The organism is Maribacter sp. 2-571 (assembly GCF_050589625.1).
In the GTDB taxonomy this organism is placed as follows: domain Bacteria; phylum Bacteroidota; class Bacteroidia; order Flavobacteriales; family Flavobacteriaceae; genus Pelagihabitans.
Map to the genome: position 1 here is coordinate 44044 of NZ_JBNGOP010000009.1, position 16560 is coordinate 60603.

The 16560-nt window shown below is 44.4% G+C and carries 14 protein-coding genes and 1 tRNA gene; 7 read left to right on the top strand and 8 right to left on the bottom strand.

Annotation, left to right across the window (positions count from 1 at the left end):
* Nucleotides 1–162: 162 nt before the first annotated feature.
* Complete coding sequence (locus ACRD7P_RS08435) at nucleotides 163–1692, top strand: sodium:solute symporter family protein (RefSeq protein WP_430907108.1); 1530 nt, start codon at nucleotides 163–165, stop codon at nucleotides 1690–1692.
* A 20-nt stretch (nucleotides 1693–1712) separates the two neighbouring features.
* On the opposite strand, the gene ACRD7P_RS08440 is transcribed toward ACRD7P_RS08435, so the two are convergent.
* The 3 genes from ACRD7P_RS08440 to ACRD7P_RS08450 all read right to left on the bottom strand — a co-directional run bounded on the left by ACRD7P_RS08440 (nucleotide 1713) and on the right by ACRD7P_RS08450 (nucleotide 5867).
* A complete protein-coding gene (locus ACRD7P_RS08440) occupies nucleotides 1713–2915 on the bottom strand; it encodes an NlpC/P60 family protein (RefSeq protein WP_430907109.1) in 1203 nt (400 codons plus the stop codon).
* Nucleotides 2916–3081: 166 nt separating this feature from the next.
* Nucleotides 3082–5286, bottom strand: coding sequence for a molybdopterin cofactor-binding domain-containing protein (locus ACRD7P_RS08445; RefSeq protein ID WP_430907110.1), 2205 nt, complete (start codon nucleotides 5284–5286; stop codon nucleotides 3082–3084).
* 116 nt (nucleotides 5287–5402) lie between these two features.
* Nucleotides 5403–5867 (bottom strand): (2Fe-2S)-binding protein, encoded by a 465-nt coding sequence (locus ACRD7P_RS08450; RefSeq protein ID WP_430907111.1) that lies wholly within the window; start codon nucleotides 5865–5867, stop codon nucleotides 5403–5405.
* A gap of 184 nt (nucleotides 5868–6051) precedes the next feature.
* On the opposite strand from ACRD7P_RS08450, the gene dcm reads away from it, so the two are divergent.
* From dcm to ACRD7P_RS08465, 3 genes are all read left to right on the top strand, one after another.
* Nucleotides 6052–7272 (top strand): DNA (cytosine-5-)-methyltransferase, encoded by a 1221-nt coding sequence (gene dcm / locus ACRD7P_RS08455; RefSeq protein ID WP_430907112.1) that lies wholly within the window; start codon nucleotides 6052–6054, stop codon nucleotides 7270–7272.
* A 249-nt stretch (nucleotides 7273–7521) separates the two neighbouring features.
* A complete protein-coding gene (locus ACRD7P_RS08460) occupies nucleotides 7522–9201 on the top strand; it encodes a cellulase family glycosylhydrolase (protein ID WP_430907113.1) in 1680 nt (559 codons plus the stop codon).
* A gap of 67 nt (nucleotides 9202–9268) precedes the next feature.
* Nucleotides 9269–9643, top strand: a complete 375-nt coding sequence (locus ACRD7P_RS08465) for a hypothetical protein (protein ID WP_430907114.1) — start codon at nucleotides 9269–9271, stop codon at nucleotides 9641–9643.
* Here the strand turns inward: ACRD7P_RS08465 and ACRD7P_RS08470 are convergent.
* The gene (locus ACRD7P_RS08470) at nucleotides 9640–10086 is read right to left on the bottom strand and encodes a GNAT family N-acetyltransferase (RefSeq protein WP_430907115.1); all 447 of its coding nucleotides are present in this window, start codon (nucleotides 10084–10086) and stop codon (nucleotides 9640–9642) included. The genes ACRD7P_RS08465 and ACRD7P_RS08470 overlap by 4 nt on opposite strands.
* Nucleotides 10087–10089: 3 nt before the next feature.
* Entirely contained in the window at nucleotides 10090–10521 is a 432-nt protein-coding gene (locus tag ACRD7P_RS08475) for an RpiB/LacA/LacB family sugar-phosphate isomerase (protein ID WP_430907116.1), read from the bottom strand.
* A 626-nt stretch (nucleotides 10522–11147) separates the two neighbouring features.
* On the opposite strand from ACRD7P_RS08475, the gene rnr reads away from it, so the two are divergent.
* From rnr to ACRD7P_RS08490, 3 genes are read left to right on the top strand one after another with little or no spacing between them, the layout of a single operon-like run.
* A complete protein-coding gene (gene rnr / locus ACRD7P_RS08480) occupies nucleotides 11148–13346 on the top strand; it encodes a ribonuclease R (RefSeq protein ID WP_430907117.1) in 2199 nt (732 codons plus the stop codon).
* 54 nt (nucleotides 13347–13400) lie between these two features.
* Complete coding sequence (locus ACRD7P_RS08485) at nucleotides 13401–14084, top strand: head GIN domain-containing protein (RefSeq protein ID WP_430907118.1); 684 nt, start codon at nucleotides 13401–13403, stop codon at nucleotides 14082–14084.
* Between the two features lie 42 nt (nucleotides 14085–14126).
* Nucleotides 14127–14813 carry a LysE family translocator gene (locus ACRD7P_RS08490; RefSeq protein ID WP_430907119.1) on the top strand — a complete coding sequence of 229 codons (687 nt, stop codon included), beginning with the start codon at nucleotides 14127–14129 and terminating at the stop codon, nucleotides 14811–14813.
* Nucleotides 14814–15049: 236 nt separating this feature from the next.
* Here ACRD7P_RS08490 and ACRD7P_RS08495 read toward each other — a convergent pair.
* The 3 genes from ACRD7P_RS08495 to ACRD7P_RS08505 form a co-directional block, all read right to left on the bottom strand.
* Nucleotides 15050–15120, bottom strand: a tRNA-Cys gene (locus tag ACRD7P_RS08495).
* Between the two features lie 35 nt (nucleotides 15121–15155).
* A complete protein-coding gene (folB, locus tag ACRD7P_RS08500) occupies nucleotides 15156–15515 on the bottom strand; it encodes a dihydroneopterin aldolase (RefSeq protein ID WP_430907120.1) in 360 nt (119 codons plus the stop codon).
* 89 nt (nucleotides 15516–15604) lie between these two features.
* The gene (locus ACRD7P_RS08505; RefSeq protein ID WP_430907121.1) at nucleotides 15605–16558 is read right to left on the bottom strand and encodes a PorP/SprF family type IX secretion system membrane protein; all 954 of its coding nucleotides are present in this window, start codon (nucleotides 16556–16558) and stop codon (nucleotides 15605–15607) included.
* Between the last annotated feature and the right edge of the window lie 2 nt (nucleotides 16559–16560).

Below are 16560 nucleotides of genomic sequence, written 5' to 3' on the forward strand. Positions count from 1 at the left end.
CCATCTTTCGGCGCTAAATGTTGAAGATGAAAACATCAGATCTATGGATTTTCTTACCGTATTCCCCTATGTGGGTATTTTGGTTCTTGTGCTGCTCAATGCCATTTTGGTATTGAAAAGGGATATTACCGTGGATGATAGCGACCATAATCCAGAACATTGATGGACTATTTTAACGAACATTGGGTCACACTCGTACTTACGGCATTTTACGTTGGGGGTTGCCTCTATATCGGATGGTTTTTTAAAAAGAAGGCGTCGCAAGGGGTAGAGGGATATTATGTTGCCAAAAGGGAAATCCCGGGTTGGGTGATTTCGCTCGCTTTCTTTTCCACCTCTGCCAGTACCAACACCTATATCGGCCAAGCGGGAAAATCCTTTCAATATGGTCTTTCCTGGGCCTGGATGGGTTTGATATGGACATTTTTCTGTATCGTTTCCTGGCAGCTACTCGGGCCAAAAATGCGATCACAGACCGCACGGTTAAAATCATTTACCATTCCCGATTATTTTCATTTACGGTACAAGAGCAATATGGCCAAAAGCATCCGGGTGCTTTCGGCATTGATCATCTTGTTCGCCACAATTTGGTATATGGTAGGCATCGCAAAGGGTTGTGCCCATGTATTGACCTCGGTACTCGATATTCCCTACGAATACGGAGCCTTTGCCATTATTGCCGTTACCTGTGCCTATACGATATGGGGCGGCATGTATAGTGTGCTATGGACGGACGCCATACAGGGAATTATCATGTTCGGAGTAGCTATTTTGATGTTGGCCATTCCCTTCATGTATGCCGGTGGAACAGCCAATTTGATGGAGGCCATTGGCAATACCGAACATGTAACACAACAGGGCGAACCCATGAGATTGGGCCTGGTCACCTTTGGGGAGCTGGTTTCCTTTTTATACATCCTCGGCATTGGTTTGGCCGTAGGCATGAAACAGATTTCCGAACCAAAAAATTTAATCCGGTTTTACTCGATCAACAATGCCAAAAGCATGCGTTTTGCCATGATTTGGACACCGATTTTCCTAGGTATTTCCTTAGTTTGCGTAATGGGGCTCGGTGCTTTGGTCCACGGTATGGTCAACGCCGAGGAAGCGGGGTATTTGATCCACCACACCGATGAGGTGGTCGGTTTTATGCTGGACAAGTACGATAACAAATTTGTGAACGGTATCTGTGTCGCCGGTCTGTTCGCCGCGGGAATGTCTTCCCTGGCTTCCGTCATCATCATTATCGGAACCGCTTTTGTAAAAGATATTTGGCATGTGGTGCGCCCCATGGATACGTCAAAAATTATTCCCAGAACAAAATGGTTTATGGCAGGCTATTGTGTGCTGGTGTATGTATTAACGCTATATCCGATGGCAGGTATTGTTGAGCTTACGGCTTTCGCCGGCGCCGTATTTGCCGCTAGCTTTTTTCCGGCTATTTTCGGGGGGCTATACTTAAAATGGGGTACCGACCTGGGCGCTTTGGCCTCCATGGTGATGGGAATGCTCGTCAATGTAGTATGGCGCTTCGGGTTTCGTTTCGAATATGCGGCGCTCAAAGATATCCATGAGGTCATCCCCGCCTTTTTAATGGCCATGCTCACCTACATCTTGGTAAGCTTGTGGAGCGGTAAAAGAAAGCCCGACGACGCCCATTTAAAACTGGTTTTTGGTACTCCCAAAGAATAGACCATCTCTGAAAAATGGTATTAATCCCTAAAGACCGAAGCTTGGGACAGTTGTAACAACCCTTGACCCTCCTGTTTCCACAAACGCTTGGTCCGTAGGTAGCGGTCTTTGTTGAAAGCATCAAAATTTTCGGCCGTGTCGTCCATACTGCTCACGTGCACCTTGCCGGACGAATGGATAAACTCGTTGTTTCCGATCCACATACCTACATGCACTACTTTCTCGGCCGTCGAATCGGTCGCTTTTCTTCCAAAAAACAGCAAGTCGCCTTTTTGCAAGGCATCAAAGTTTTTGAGGGTATCGACCAGCGTTCCCGTATGCACTTGCTGCGAAGCGTCGCGTGGGATTACCATTCCGTTCAGAAAAAATATTGTTTTCGTGTAGCCGCTACAATCAACGCCCTTGGACGAGGTGCCGCCCCACAGATAGGGCAGTCCCATAAACCTTTTTGATGTCCGTACCAACCCCTCAACACCATTGTCCGCTCCTTTCAGCCATTCTTCGTACAAAACCGCTGCCACCATATTGATATACCCGATACGCGCATCGGGAAACTGTACTTTATAATACCCTTCTTGCTCTTCGAGCAATTGCAGAACGTTCCCCGCAACGAGGTCGGATATTGGCTTGGTGTTATCTGCCGGGGTTTCATACGCCTGTCCGTAAGTTTCCGTAAACATCACTTTAGGGCCGGTCTTCCAACCCTTCCATTGGTTTTCATCCATCAATACAATTCCACCATGATCGACCCAGGCCAAATACCGGTCAGGTGTCTGGATCAAATACCATTCGCCATCTCTTTTAAGAACGTTTACCGGGGTTCCCAAAGTTGCTTGGGTAGCCAGTTCGGCAGAATGCTTGGGGTTGCTGCGCAGGTTCGCTACCGAAATGGTAATAAGCCCTTTCGTCTTTCCGGCTAAATCGGCATTTGGCAATAACTGAACGCTGTCGACATATGAAATGTTTTTGGCAGTCAATTTTTCCTTTAAGGCGCTTACTGCTTCGGGTAGGTTGCTTTCTCCTTTCAACACATAGATTTTTCCTTGTTTTTCAGGGGCTATCTGAAACAGGGCTACCTGTTTATCGGGGGCGTACGCTTCCTTTATTTCAGAAATTTCATCTTTGAAATGTGCTTGTTCCGGTTCACCATCAAGGGGCCTACAGGAAACGAAACAAAAGCCAAACGAAACGAAAAAGCACAAAAGAACGATAATGGCGCGCATAATAAGTGGGTTTATACCGGTTTATATCATTTTAACTCTGAAATGGTATTACCACAAAAGTAAAGAAATTAACCCCTGGTTTTTCCAGTTCACAAGGCTAACCAAGCCATAAGCGGTCGGGCTTAGGGCTTATCGGCCCACATTGTTTTCATCGGAGAACAAAGCTTTATCCGACTATTTGCCGTTGCGAAACAAAAGGTTGGTGGTAGTACCGTTGTCCCGTAGCCTGGTACAACGCGTTGGCCAACGCCCCGATTATCGGTGGCAATGACGGCTCTCCCAGCCCGGTAGGGTCGATTCCGTTATCTACAAAAAATGTGGCGATTTCCTTTGGGGCCTGCCGGTGACGGATCAACGAATAGGTATCAAAGTTCTGTTGCTCCGGTTTCCCGTCCTTAAAGGTCAGTTGACTATAGGTAGCATGTCCTATTCCATCGATAATACCGCCTTCGATCTGATTTTTTGCACTCAATGGGTTTACGACTATTCCGCAATCTACGGCACACCAAACTTTTTTGATGACAGGCGTGTCGCCATCCATCTCAATATCCAATACTTGGGCCACATAGGAGTTATGGCAAAAATAAGCGGACACGCCCCTTGCGGAGCTGCCTTTTACGCCAGGCTTCCAATTGGCTTTTTCCCGCACCAGCTCTAACACCCCTGCGTAACGTTTCGCATCGTAATCGTTATTCTCAATGGCGCCAACGGGATCTTTCGCGGCCCTTTCCAACAGTTCCAGCCGAAATGCTATAGGGTCTTTGCCCGCGAGTTCCGCAACCTCGTCCATAAACGATTGTTCCGCACCGGCAATAAAATTGGATCGCGGAGCCCGCCAGGCACCGGTAGTGACGTTTGATTCGAACGACTGTTTTTCCGCCAAATAATTATCGACGGCACCGGCGGGAAAGCGGTTTTCGAATACCAGATCATCGTTTGTTCCCACACCTTTCACATGCCATGCGATCAATGCCCCATTTTCATCCAAGCCCGCTTTGTAATGTACTTTGTACGCCGGCCGGTACGTGCCCTGCGTCATATCGTCCTCTCTGCTATACACTAATTTTACGGGAGCCTTTATTTTTTTGGAAATTAGCGCCGCTTCTATACCGAAATGACCGTAGAGCCGTCGTCCAAAACCACCGCCCATCCGCGTCATCATAATATCGATCTGCTCCACCGGCATTTTCAAGACCGATGCCAGGGTCAATTCTAAAAATTCCGGGGTCTGGATGGGTCCTTTTAAAATGGCTTTTTCGGCAGTGACATCTGCGAAAAAATTCATCGGCTCCATAGTATTGTGCGCCAGAAAAGGGGCGCTATAGCTGCGTTCGATAACTTTTGCGGCCTTTTTGAACGCGCTTGCAACATTTCCATCCTCACGGGCGGGCGCCACGCCGTTCAAATTCAATTTTCCGTCCAGACCATCGTTGTGATCGCCGGTACTTTCCGCTTGCGACGCTTCCTCCCATTGTACCTCCACCGCTTTTTTGGCTTGCATACATTGCCATGTAGATTCGCCCACTACCGCGACCAATTTTGCAATGCCACCACCATCGGACCATTGCTTTTCCACGCCTTCCGGGTATACCTCTATAGGAAATACATCCTTAATACCGGGCATGGCCTTTGCTTTACTCGCGTCCATTCCCTTGAACTGCATACCGAACGCGGGCGGATGGATGATCATGGCCGTAAGCATGCCCTCCTCCGCGATGTCCAGTCCGAACAAGGGCTGGCCCGTAACGATTTTTGGTCCGTCCACATTTTTTTTATCCGTTCCGATAAGGTTAAAATCCGCTGTTTCCTTTAAAGCGACCTCTTCGGGCACTTCGACCGTTGCGGCCGCGGAGGCCATTTCCCCATACCCGGCCGATCGGTTACTGCCCTCATGGGCAAGTATCCCGTTTTTTGCAACAATTTCGCCCACCGGAACCTGCCATTGTGCCGCCGCGGCGGTCATCAGCATTTGTTTGGCGGTGGCGCCGGCCATACGCAATGCCTCCCATCCTTGGCGTATCGATTGGCTTCCTCCTGCCAATTGTCTTGTAAAAATAGCCGTGTTCAAAGGGGCCTGTTCAATGATTACATCTTTCCAGTCGACATCCAACTCTTCGGCAATGATCATCGGCATGGCCGTTTTTACATTTTGTCCGATTTCGGGATTTGGCGACATAATAGTTACTAGACCATTATCCGCAATTTTCAAAAAACCATTGATATTGAACCATTCTTTGGGTAAATTCTTGATCTGTTCGGGCGAGGGTTTGCAAGAGGCCAGCCAGCTAAAGCCCAAGAGCATTCCGCCCCCGGCAAGGGCCGACCCTTTTAAAAAAGAGCGTCTGTTGTATGAAGTTTTTACGAGTGTCATTTGGCGTTTTTTTAAAGTTTACTCGATAATCGAGATTTAAAATGCTCCGACGCTTGCGTCGAAATCAATATTAATTTTCATTCTAATGCCTCCTGGGCTTGCCCCGAGGTTATTTACTAGGAATTTTCGGAATTAGCCGCTCTTTTTATCGCTTTTTTGATTCGGGTATAGGTACCACAACGACAGATATTTCCGTTCATGGCGGTCTCTATTTCTTCGTCGGTAGGTTTGGGGTTGCTTTTTAAAAATGCGCTGGCATTCATGATCTGTCCCGCTTGACAATAACCACATTGGTATACATCTTCCTCCAACCAGGCCTCTTGTACGGGATGATCTCCATTTTCCGAAAGCCCTTCAATGGTCGTAATCTCTTGGTCACCTACGGCGGATATCGGCAATTGGCAGGAACGTACCGCGGTATCCCCTAAATGTACGGTACAAGCGCCACATTGGGCAATACCGCAACCATACTTGGTGCCTACCAGTTTTAAATGATCTCGAAGCACCCATAACATTGGTGTGGTGGCATCTACCGCTACGTTTTGGGTCTGTCCGTTTACTGTAATTTCAAAAGTCGTCATGCTGGAAATAAAATTGCTGTTCTTGCTGAAATTACAAAATTTTGAGGTCGGTTGGTTGTGTTTAACAAAATAGAAATATCCATGCTTAACATTTTTATGGGGAATGTCGGTATTGTCCCGCTCGGTTTTAATAATTCCGGGAAAGTTTCAAAAGAAGCATCGATATTGATTAAATTCGTCAGCAATGAAAAAAGTAAGCGTTATCGAACTCTTTGCCGGAGTGGGCGGGTTTCGTTTGGGCCTGGAGAAAACCGACAAGTACAAGGTGGTTTGGAGCAATCAGTGGGAGCCCGCGACCAAAAAACAACACGCTTCCATGGTATATGAAGCACGCTTCGGAACAGCGGGACACAGCAATTGTGACATTGCCTCCGTTGCTGTTGCCTCCATTCCCGATGCCGATATGCTGGTGGGCGGATTTCCCTGTCAAGACTATTCCGTCGCGACCACGCTACAGAACTCCAAAGGGCTTATCGGAAAAAAAGGCGTGCTGTGGTGGAGCGTACACCGTATCTTATCTGAAAAGAAGAATAGACCGAAATACCTTTTTCTAGAAAATGTCGATCGTCTTTTAAAATCGCCATCGACCCAAAGGGGCAGGGATTTTGCCATTATTTTAAAAAGTTTGGAGAACTTGGGGTATGCCGTGGAGTGGCGGGTCATCAATGCGGCCGATTATGGTATGCCTCAACGGAGAAGGCGGGTATTCATACTCGCATATCACCAAAGTACTTCCTTATACAACAAACTGAACGCGCAGCGGCCAAACCAATGGATGCATGACCTTGGGCCAATGGCAAATGCCTTTCCCATATCGGAAAAGGTAATGGGCGAGCATTCCTTTCCTATTGAGGGCGATTTGGTTTCCCTTTCGGAAACCTTTAATAGTGGCGAAAAAAAATCGCCATTTGAGAACACCGGCCTATATTTTGAAGGACGGGTACATACCCTAAAATCCATGGCGCGGTATCATGGACCAAAAACGGTGCTCGAAGATATTTTGGAAGACGGCGAGGTACCTGATGTTTTTTACATCCCCGAAAAAGAAATGCCAAAATGGAAATATTTAAAGGGATCCAAAAAAGAAATGCGTACCGCAAAAAACGGATTTGCATACCATTATAGTGAAGGAGCAATGGTTTTTCCCGATGCAATGGACAATGCCTCCAGGACCATAATTACCGGAGAAGGGGGAAGCAGTGCTTCTCGATTCAAACATGTTATCGCGACCGAAAAAGGACTAAGAAGGCTTACTCCCATAGAATTGGAACGTCTGAATATGTTTCCCGACGACCATACCCTGTTGCCCGGTATACCGGACGCCAAAAGGGCTTTTTTTATGGGAAACGCTTTGGTCGTGGGCGTTGTGGAAAAGCTGGCAACGTCGCTTTACGAGCAGTTTTAAACGCTATTAAAATTTGAGTCAATCCACTGATTATAATTACTTTACATTAGAAACAGACTAAGTGGTCGGTTCGTATAAATTTCACTGTTGCCCTCTAAATTATCACGATAAATTCACCGTATATTATGTATCAGACTACTATTTAAAAATCGTCGACCGACTACTCGGTCTGTTGATGTCTCTTTTTAGGAATCCGCTTAAGATGCATCTATATGGCCCGGTGTTTCCGTATATCTTATAAACGGTGTTATGAAACCATTTACATATGCCCTACTCTTACTATTTTTGGTGACCGCCTGCGGGGGTAAAGATGATACGCCTTTTGAAGAGGCCCAACCACGGACACAAACGGATGAGCCTTCGGAACCGGAAAATCCGAACGGTCAAGAAAATTCCGAAAACCCCTTGCTTCAGTTATCGGGAACCCAACTAGTGGATGCCGATCAAAATCCCATTTATTTACAAGGTGTTGCCTTTTCCAACTTTATTTGGGACAACGGGCCGCTGCCTCCCGAGCATCATACCGAAGAAGATTTTAAACGGGTCGCCGATATGGGCATGAACAGCATACGCTTCTACTTAAACTATACCTACTTTGAGGACGATGCCGACCCGTATACCTACCGCCAAAGCGGTTGGGATTGGTTGGACCAAAATATCGCCTGGGCCAAAAAACACGGTGTTTATCTTATACTGAACATGCATGCCCCACAAGGAGGCTACCAATCGCAAGGTGAAGGCGACGCCCTTTGGAACGATATGGCCAACCAAGATAGGCTGATCGCGCTATGGAAAGCCATTGCCGAACGCTACGCGGATGAAGTTCAAATCGCCGGATTTGGGCCTTTGAACGAGCCTGTTCCTACAAGGTCGATCACGCAATGGAGTGTACTCGCGCAAAAACTCGTAGATGGCATTCGTTCGGTGAACCAACACCACCTTCTTTTTATGGAGAAGGCCATTTATGTAAAAAATGCCGACCCAGATACCAACTTTAATTTTCCGGATATCAGCGGAACCAATATCGTTTATGAATTTCATGGTTACGAGCCTTTCTTTTATACCCATCAGCTTATGGAATTTTCCGGTTTAGGGGACGGAGGTACCTATCCCGATGAGGAGAAACTCGAGGTGGCCTACCCTACTTGGTATACCACGTCTTTTGACAATCCACAATTGCCTGCCAATACCACCCCTTGGCGCTATTTTGAAGGGGTTCCCTTTAAAGTTACCGACACCAACATAAAAATGGCCATTCCGGCACTGGTAGCCAAAAATGTTTCCGGACGTGTGTATTTTGATGATCTTGTAATATCGGAGTATGATGCCGATGGTGTTTTTATCCGAAACATTTATGAAACAGACCTCAGCGACTCGGACGGATGGAGTTATTGGAGCCGCAATCAAAGCGGTACCGCTGGGATATCGACCACGGAAGGGCACAACGATCAAAAAAGCCTTTACATAGAAGGAGCCACCGACGACGCCAATTTCAGCAACTATTCGGTACTTTTTGAGACCACACAAAACCATTCCTATCAAATTAGCGGCTGGATGAAAGGGAATAATGTCGCGGTTTCCGCGGAATGTAAAATACGGCTCGACTATTATACCACCGACGGACCCGTTTATAAAAGAAACAAGGCCTATTTAGAAAGTGTAATCAATGAATTGGATGCTTGGGCCAAGGCCAAAAACGTGCCCTTGTACATGGGCGAATTCGGTGCGGGATATCCCTGCTTTGAAAACAACAAGGGTGGATTAAATTATGTAAAGGATATGGTTTCCATTGCCAAGGCGAAAAATATTCATTTTACCTATCACACCTATCATGAGGATAATTTTGGACTTTACCGCGGTTATGGTATTCCCGATGCAACAAATGTAAACCAGCCCTTGATCGATTTGTTTACCGAAATTCTAAACTAAGGCTTTGTTTCGATACTAAATGTGAACAAAATTTGGAATTTCAATTATTTCTGCTAGCTTGCTTGTTATGATAGAACTAGATAAATTAGAAAATCAGGCATTTATACAAAAATCGATCAATTATCTAGAAACGAGCGGTTTTGAAGACATCAAAGCCGATACCGAGGGATACGAAAAACCCAAGTCGTATCTGAGAAAAGAAAGCGGTTCAAAAATAACTCCGGACATTGTAGCCGTTAAAAATGGCAGAAAATACTATTTTGACATCAGCTTGAAGTCGGAAAAACCGCATCTACTAAAGTCGAAATGGCTCTTTTTGGATACGATGAGCCGAATGAATTCCCACCGTTTTCGTATTATCACCACCAAGGGACATTATAAGTTTACCGATTCGATGTTAGAGGATATCAACCTCTCCAACAAGACGCCCATAAAAATCTAACTTCCCCTTTTTAGCATGCCCATGTGTGGGAGTCCGTCTTCCAAATAGGGTGCTCCAACCTGTTCAAAACCTAAGGAATTGTAAAATTTTTGAAGGTAGGTCTGTGCGGAAACGTGTATGGTCTTTGTTTTAAAATGCGCATCGATAGCGTTAATGGAAGCTATCATGATATCCCTGCCGTAACCGTGCTGTCTTTCCGAATCGGCTACCACTACCCTACCGATACTGGACTCCTTAAAATAATCCCCAGCAGCAAAAATTCTGGTATAGGCTACCAAAGTACCATCTTTTGATCCAATGACATGTAAGGCCTTTTGGTCCTTATCGTCCACATCTTGATAAATACAGGCTTGCTCTACCACGAATACCGCACTGCGCAATCGCAAAATGGCATATAGTTCCATAACGGTAAGCGCATCGAAAGATTTTACCTGGACTTCCATAAATCAGGTACATGGTATTTTCTCGACCCGTCGTTCGTGTCTTCCTCCCTCAAAATCGGTATTTAAAAAAGTACGTACCATGTCCAAAGCTTGCGGCAACGAAATGTACCGTGCCGGTAAACTTAGTATATTTGCATCGTTGTGCTCACGTGCCAAGGCAACAATTTCCTTTGTCCAGCAAAGGGCGCAACGTACTTTTTGATGTTTGTTGGCCGTCATGGACGCACCGTTACCGCTACCACAAATAATGATACCGTATGCTACGCTACCTTCCGACACCATTTCGGCTACGGGATGCACAAAATCGGGATAATCTACGCTGTCGGTACCATCGGTACCATGGTTGACGACGGAAATGTCCATGGATTTCAATAGTCCTACGATAGCAAGTTTATATTCGGTACCCGCATGGTCGTTTCCAATCGCTATTTTCATCTTTACGTGTTTAACGTTTGCCGTAAAAATACAAATTGTTGTTTATAACCACCGGCTCACATCAAAAAGTAGTACGTTCACAACATATTTTATAAACTGTCAAAAAAACATCGTTAATTAGTGGTCTGAAGAATACCCATAAGTTGTTCATAACACAACATAAAAAAGTAACTTTCCTTTTTGGTAATTCCATAAATTTCTTAGTTTACAAAATCCAAAGTGAAAAAAAGAATTATGTTTTTAGAACTTGATATCAACATATCAAAAAGAGAATACCTTTAAGTTAACATAGTATTTACAATTACTTATCAAAAAAAAATGTTGATACGCACTATCAACCAATAGTGATAATAGTTTCAAAACACTCATTTTCAACTTACTTTTGTAAAATATTCTGTGAATAAGTCTTAACATCTGTTATAGACAAGTCTTCGACCATTTTTTTATCAGAACTATCAACACCCCATCATAATCACCAAAATTTATTTAAAATTTAAAAGAAAAAAAGAATTGATATACTAGTTGTTGATAACTGTCTTCATACTTCATAAAACGAGCATGAAAAGACCGTTACCAATGGCTAAAGATTATAATTCGTAATTTTCGAATCAAATTAACTAGAATACATGTCCAAAAAGAAAAGGAAAGCGAATAACAATAGAAAAAACGAAATCACTAAAGGAATTTTTACCGTTCTTGAAAAAGAACCCCAAAAGAGCTTCAATTATAAACAAATAGCCGCTAAAATAGGCGTTTCAGAAGCCCACGACCGAAATCAATTGATAAAACGGTTGGTGCAGTTAAAAGAAAAAAAGCGCATTATAGAGGAGAGCCGGGGTCAGTATAAGGCTGTTTCGGTTCCCAAAACAGAGAAAACCTACCATACCGGTATTGTTGACATTACCGGAAAAGGCAATGCCTATATCGTTGTGGAAGGTTTGGACGACGATGTTTTTGTCCCCTTCAACAAACTCAAAAAAGCGTTTCACAAGGATACCGTTGAAATTTACATCTACCCTCGAAGAAAAGGGAAAAAATTGGAAGGCGAAATCACCAAGGTGGTCGAGCGTAAAAAAACAAGTTTTGTGGGAATTGTGGATATGCAGGAGAAATTTGCTTTTGTACGACCTTCCGATTTTCGCATGTATACCGATATTTTTGTTTCCAAGGATAATGTAGGAGCGGCCAAGGACGGCGACAAGGTTGTGGTAACCCTTACGGAATGGCCCGACAAGGCGGACTCGCCCTATGGAAAGGTAACCGAAGTATTGGGTAAACCGGGAGAACACGACACCGAAATACATTCCATTTTAGCGGAATACGGACTACCGTACAGTTTTCCCACGGAAGTACAACGGTTTGCCGATGCATTGGATACTAGCATTAAGGCAGACGAAATCGCCAAACGAAGGGATATGCGAAACGAACTGACGTTTACCATAGACCCAAAAGATGCCAAGGATTTTGATGATGCATTGTCGTTCAAGGTACTGGAAAACGGTAATTACGAGATTGGCATCCATATTGCCGATGTGTCGCATTATTTGGAAACAGGTACCGTTTTAGATGACGAGGCCTATGAGCGGGCCACTTCGGTATATCTTGTAGACCGTGTGGTGCCCATGTTGCCCGAAGTATTATCGAACAATGCTTGTTCGCTTCGCCCTAACGAGGAAAAGTATACCTTTTCCGCAGTTTTTGAGCTTGACGACAAGGCAACGGTCAAAAACGAGTGGTTTGGCCGTACTGTGATCAACTCTAACGAACGTTTTGCCTATGAAGAGGCACAATATATCATTGAAAATGAAAATGGCCTTATTCCAGAGGAAATTTCCATTCGTGGAAAGCAATATGAAGTGTCGGATGCGGTAGTGAACGCTACGCTGACGATGGACCGATTGGCAAAGATCATGCGCGAAAGACGTATGGGCAAGGGGGCCATATCTTTCGATTCCATAGAAGTCCGTTTTCATTTGAACGACAATAACGAACCGGAAGGGGTCTATTTCAAAGAATCGAAAGACGCCAATAAACTGATCGAGGAATTTATGTTGTTGGCCAACCGAAAGGTGGCCGCGTTTATCGGGAAACAAAAACCTGAAAAAACCTTTGTGTACCGAATTCACGATGAACCCAATGAGGAAAAACTGCAAGCGTTGAACGGCATCGTTTCAAAGTTCGGGCATCGCTTGGACTTCAAGGACAAAAATTCCATAAGCAGTTCCTTGAACAAACTTTTGGCCGACGTAAAAGGGCAGAAAGAACAGAATTTGGTGGATACCCTTGCTGTACGGAGTATGAGCAAGGCGGTATATACTACCCAAAATATCGGTCATTACGGATTGGCCTTTGAGTATTATACCCATTTTACCTCCCCGATCAGAAGGTACCCCGACGTAATGGTACACCGTTTGTTACAACATTATTTGGATGGTGGCAAAACGGCGAAGACGGCCATTTATGACGAAAAATGCAAACATAGTTCGGATATGGAGTATCTGGCATCAAGCGCTGAACGGGATTCCATCAAATATATGCAGATCAAATTTATGCAGGACCATCAGGACCAAGAATTTGTAGGCGTAATTTCCGGGGTCACCGAGTGGGGCATGTACGTGGAGATTATAGCGAACAAATGTGAGGGGATGGTGCGTATTCGGGATATCAAAGGGGATTATTATATCTTTGACGAAAAGCAGTACGCCATTGTAGGAGAACGCACAAAAAAAACGTATACTTTGGGAGACGAAGTGGTCGTTATGGTCAAAAGTACCGATTTGGTGAAACGTCATTTGGATTTTTCGCTTATCGGTAAGCATGAATAGCTAATTTTTGGGAATACCATTTGTTTATAATATTGGGGCTGTTTAAAAAGCGATATGAAACAAATTATCCTGTTGTGTATTGTAGTGTTTACCAACCTTTTTGGTTCGTTTGCACAGGATGAAAAGATTACCAAGGAACTGCAGCGTTTTACGGAAGTAAAGGCGTTCGACGGACTTTCGGTGAATCTGATCCGATCTGATGAAAATAAGGCCGTTATTACAGGGGCGAATACGCAAAAAGTGGCCGTTGTCAATAACAACGGTGTGCTAAAGCTCCGTATGAAAATCGATAAGATTTTTAGTGGCTATCGAACTTTTATCGATTTGTATTACAATAACGACCTCGTCATCATCGATGTAAACGAAGATGCCAGAATTACCACAAAATCGACCATTACCCAGGACGTATTAGAGCTAAAAGCGCAAGAAGGGGGCGAATTGGTGGTTTCGGCGGAGGTAGAACAGTTGTTGATAAAAACTGTTACGGGTGGACAGATAGAAGCCAGCGGTTCTGCAGATCTGCAGGACGTGGCTATAAACACCGGCGGGGTGTATGAGGGTAAGGCACTAAAGACCAAGTTTACCACCGTTAACGTAAATGCCGGATCAAAAGCGGAGATTTTTGCGACCGATTACGTAAAGGCCACGGTAAAGGCCGGTGGAGAAGTGTTGGTATACGGCGACCCGTCAAAAATGGACGAGAAAACCGTTTTTGGTGGTATCGTTACCCGCTTGTAATGGTATAATCCTTTTTTTAACTAATAACTGTTTGTAGATCAGATGTGGGAAGATATTCAGGCTGCCATACCATTGGGCTTTCTTTTAAGCTTTATGATCGGACCTGTTTTCTTCGTATTGTTGGAAACCAGTGCGATCAAGGGGTTTCGGGCGGCAGTAGTTTTTGACCTCGGCGTACTTCTGGCCGATGTCCTTTTTATCAGTGCGGCATACTTTAGTAGCTTTCAATTGTTGGAAAACCTCAGCAACCAACCGGGACTTTATGTTTTTGGAGGGGTCATTCTATTGGTATATGGGGTTACTACTTTTGTAAAGAAGCAGAACAAGGTGAAAATGGCAAAAGGGATGGAAAATGCCCCTATAAAAAAAAGCAAAGGATACATTGGCCTGTTCGTAAAAGGATTTCTACTCAACTTTATAAACATCGGGGTATTGGTTTTTTGGTTGGGCATCATCATCGTTGTCGGACCGAGTTTAAACAACGATTCTTCTCGTATTATCACGTTTTTTACGGCTATGATATCGGCCTATTTCATTACGGATATCTTTAAAATTCTTTTGGCGAAACAACTCAAGCAAAAGTTGACAAGGGAACGCATACGACTGGTAAAAAAGGCACTCGGCATCATTTTAATTATCTGCGGTATCGTGTTGATTATAAAAGGTTTTTTACCCAAGGACAAGTTTACCATTGAAAAGGGTTTGGAACATATTGAAAAAATCCGATAGTTGTGGATTTTGATGTTATACTATTTGTGGTGTTAAGGGCACTGAGCGACCTTATGCTTCAAAAAAGCCGCTGAACCCATAGTTTCAATGTACTACGAACAAAAAACCTGTCGTGAAAACAGGGATTTTTGCAGCGGCATCGAGCGCCCCGAAGCGTTGGGGGAACCGCTGTACCTATATTTATTATCATACTACAAACAAAAAAATCCCTGTCGTGAAAACAGAGATTTTTTTAGAGGCATCGAGCGGATTCGAACCGCTGTACAAGCTTTTGCAGAGCCTTGCCTAGCCACTCGGCCACGATGCCCTTAAGCGGGGCAAAGGTAATATAATTTTAGATAATCAACTTCTTTTTTCAGATAGGATTATGGTTACTTTGGCCACATCACCACCGATCGGTGGGTTTACTTTGGAAACCTGTACCTCAGTATGGGAAACGATCGGCAATTCCTTAAAAATCCGATCGATCACGCGTTGCGCAACGTGTTCCAAGAGTTTGGAAGGAACTTGCATTTCTTCTTTCACTATCGTATTGATGGTAACATAGTCGGCGGTATGTTCGAGTTGATCCGAGGATGCAGATCGGGAAAAATCGGCGGTCACCGATACATCTACCCGATAGTCACTTCCGATAATGGTTTCTTCCGGAAGACACCCATGATGGGCGTATATTTTAATGTTTTCAACCTTTATTGTTCCCAAAACAAATCGTTTTAGGCAAACTTAAGCCAATAGTCCGAATAAAGTGAAGCTAGGTTGCCGTATTTGTAAATGGTGTTATGATACCAGTGTTAGTAGGTACATCTACAATTACTAAGGCCCTGGAAGAGATCTACTCCAATGGTAACTACATGGGTACCGGTGCTATAGGTGATAATTTCGTTCAAGATGATCTGGTAGGAATATCCAAAATAGAAATTGGATTTTTTTAAACCTGCAAAAGGCGCAATATAAAGGGGATCACCAATTTGGTCGTTCAAGAAACGGTAATTGACACCGGCATAATAGTAATCTTCAAAATCGTACCATCGAAATTTAAGGTTAAGGTCCGTTTCGGAACGGCCATCACTTTCAAAAATCTTGTACAGTAACGAAGGCTCTATTTCCAGGTCGCTATTTTTATTTTTTCGGTAGCGATAGCCCGTGTATACGTAATAATTTCGAAGTTCGTTGGGTTCGTCGGCATCAAAGGTAAGGTCCCTAGGGTCTTTTCCTAAAAGGTTGGACGCATTTGCACTAAGATAAAATTTACCGTAGCGGTACATGGCACCTACATCAAAGTTATGGTTGGTGGTTTGCCGGTTGTTCACTACAGAGGGATCTAAATTACCATCGATAAACTCGTCGATATCGATACGAAATTGATTGAAATTATAGGAGAGTCCCAAAGATAGAAATTCATCGTCGTAGCGATCTAAGGTAAGGTGATGCGCAAAGGAAAGGCGCGCTCCCTGTTGTTTGGTGTAACCGTTGCTATCGTTGTAAAGAAAAAGTCCCACCCCGGATTGTTCGCCGACACGCATGTCCGCGGCCAAAGATTGGGTCTGGGGCGCATCTTTAATACCCACCCATTGTGCAAGTCCGTTAAGCCTGATCTTTACATGATCTCCAATACCAGCATATACCGGCGACAACACAAAAGGGTTGTCGGCCAAATACTGGGACAATTGTGGTGAATTCAGTTCTTGTCCTCTGGCTAGTATGGAGCAAAAAAGGAGGCCAAATGTTAATAGCGTATTGCGCATGG

Bases quoted from the DNA above. Each gene is read 5' to 3' on its own strand.
- ACRD7P_RS08485 (WP_430907118.1), top strand. From the start codon at position 13,401: ATGAAACAAATTATCCTGTTGTGTATTGTAGTGTTTACCAACCTTTTT.
- ACRD7P_RS08440 (WP_430907109.1), bottom strand. From the start codon at position 2,915: ATGCGCGCCATTATCGTTCTTTTGTGCTTTTTCGTTTCGTTTGGCTTT.
- ACRD7P_RS08465 (WP_430907114.1), top strand. From the start codon at position 9,269: ATGATAGAACTAGATAAATTAGAAAATCAGGCATTTATACAAAAATCG.
- ACRD7P_RS08450 (WP_430907111.1), bottom strand. From the start codon at position 5,867: ATGACGACTTTTGAAATTACAGTAAACGGACAGACCCAAAACGTAGCG.
- ACRD7P_RS08460 (WP_430907113.1), top strand. From the start codon at position 7,522: ATGAAACCATTTACATATGCCCTACTCTTACTATTTTTGGTGACCGCC.
- ACRD7P_RS08445 (WP_430907110.1), bottom strand. From the start codon at position 5,286: ATGACACTCGTAAAAACTTCATACAACAGACGCTCTTTTTTAAAAGGG.
- ACRD7P_RS08505 (WP_430907121.1), bottom strand. From the start codon at position 16,558: ATGCGCAATACGCTATTAACATTTGGCCTCCTTTTTTGCTCCATACTA.
- ACRD7P_RS08435 (WP_430907108.1), top strand. From the start codon at position 163: ATGGACTATTTTAACGAACATTGGGTCACACTCGTACTTACGGCATTT.
- dcm (WP_430907112.1), top strand. From the start codon at position 6,052: ATGAAAAAAGTAAGCGTTATCGAACTCTTTGCCGGAGTGGGCGGGTTT.
- ACRD7P_RS08475 (WP_430907116.1), bottom strand. From the start codon at position 10,521: ATGAAAATAGCGATTGGAAACGACCATGCGGGTACCGAATATAAACTT.
- ACRD7P_RS08470 (WP_430907115.1), bottom strand. From the start codon at position 10,086: ATGGAAGTCCAGGTAAAATCTTTCGATGCGCTTACCGTTATGGAACTA.
- rnr (WP_430907117.1), top strand. From the start codon at position 11,148: ATGTCCAAAAAGAAAAGGAAAGCGAATAACAATAGAAAAAACGAAATC.
- ACRD7P_RS08490 (WP_430907119.1), top strand. From the start codon at position 14,127: ATGTGGGAAGATATTCAGGCTGCCATACCATTGGGCTTTCTTTTAAGC.